This window comes from Levilactobacillus bambusae (genome assembly GCF_003124125.1).
Taxonomy (GTDB): Bacteria; Bacillota; Bacilli; order Lactobacillales; family Lactobacillaceae; genus Levilactobacillus; species Levilactobacillus bambusae.
Window position 1 is genome coordinate 1 of sequence record NZ_QCXQ01000010.1, and the last position, 1361, is coordinate 1361.

Annotated in this window: 1 protein-coding gene; it reads left to right on the forward strand. The window is 45.0% G+C overall.

Translation table 11 applies throughout. From position 1 onward, the window contains the following. Positions 1–60 precede the first annotated feature (60 nt). Positions 61–1361: hypothetical protein (locus tag DCM90_RS10260; protein WP_165815268.1), on the forward strand; the 1301-nt coding region annotated here is incomplete at its 3' end.

Here is a 1361-nt window from a genome sequence, read left to right on the forward strand (position 1 = left end):
TCCCCGAATGGAGGTTCTATTGGCCAAATGTTTGAGACAACAATGAGAGGAGCGAAGAGAATGGCCATTTTAGGTGACACAGCTTGGGATTTTGGATCCTTGGGAGGGGTGTTCACATCCATAGGAAAAGCCCTCCACCAAGTCTTTGGAGCAATCTATGGGGCTGCCTTCAGTGGGGTTTCATGGACTATGAAAATCCTCATAGGAGTCGTCATCACATGGATAGGAATGAATTCACGCAGCACCTCACTGTCTGTGTCACTAGTATTAGTGGGGGTCGTGACATTGTATTTGGGAGTTATGGTGCAGGCCGATAGTGGTTGCGTTGTGAGTTGGAAAAACAAGGAACTGAAATGTGGCAGTGGGATTTTTATCACAGACAATGTACACACATGGACAGAACAATACAAATTCCAACCAGAATCCCCTTCAAAGCTGGCTTCAGCTATCCAGAAGGCTCACGAAGAAGGCATTTGCGGAATCCGCTCAGTAACAAGACTGGAGAATCTGATGTGGAAACAAATAACACAAGAACTGAATCACATTCTATCAGAAAATGAGGTGAAGTTGACTATCATGACAGGAGACATTAAAGGAATCATGCAGGCAGGAAAACGATCCCTGCGGCCTCAACCCACTGAGCTGAAGTACTCTTGGAAAACATGGGGGAAAGCGAAAATGCTCTCCACAGAACTTCATAACCACACCTTTCTCATTGATGGCCCCGAAACAGCAGAATGTCCCAACACAAACAGAGCTTGGAACTCACTAGAAGTTGAAGACTATGGCTTTGGAGTATTCACCACCAACATATGGCTGAAATTGAAAGAAAAGCAGGATGTATTTTGTGACTCAAAACTCATGTCAGCAGCCATAAAAGACAACAGAGCCGTCCACGCCGATATGGGTTATTGGATAGAAAGCGCACTCAATGACACATGGAAGATTGAGAAAGCCTCTTTCATTGAAGTTAAAAGCTGCAACTGGCCAAAGTCACACACTCTCTGGAGTAATGGAGTGTTAGAAAGTGAGATGATAATTCCAAAAAATTTTGCAGGACCAGTGTCACAACACAATTACAGACCAGGCTATCACACACAAACGGCAGGACCCTGGCACCTAGGCAGGCTTGAGATGGACTTTGAATTCTGCGAAGGAACCACAGTGGTGGTGACTGAGGACTGTGGAAATAGAGGACCCTCTTTAAGAACAACTACTGCTTCTGGAAAACTCATAACAGAGTGGTGCTGCCGATCTTGCACATTACCACCACTAAGGTACAGAGGTGAGGATGGATGCTGGTATGGAATGGAAATTAGACCACTGAAAGAGAAAGAAGAGAACTTGGTCAAACACAAAGA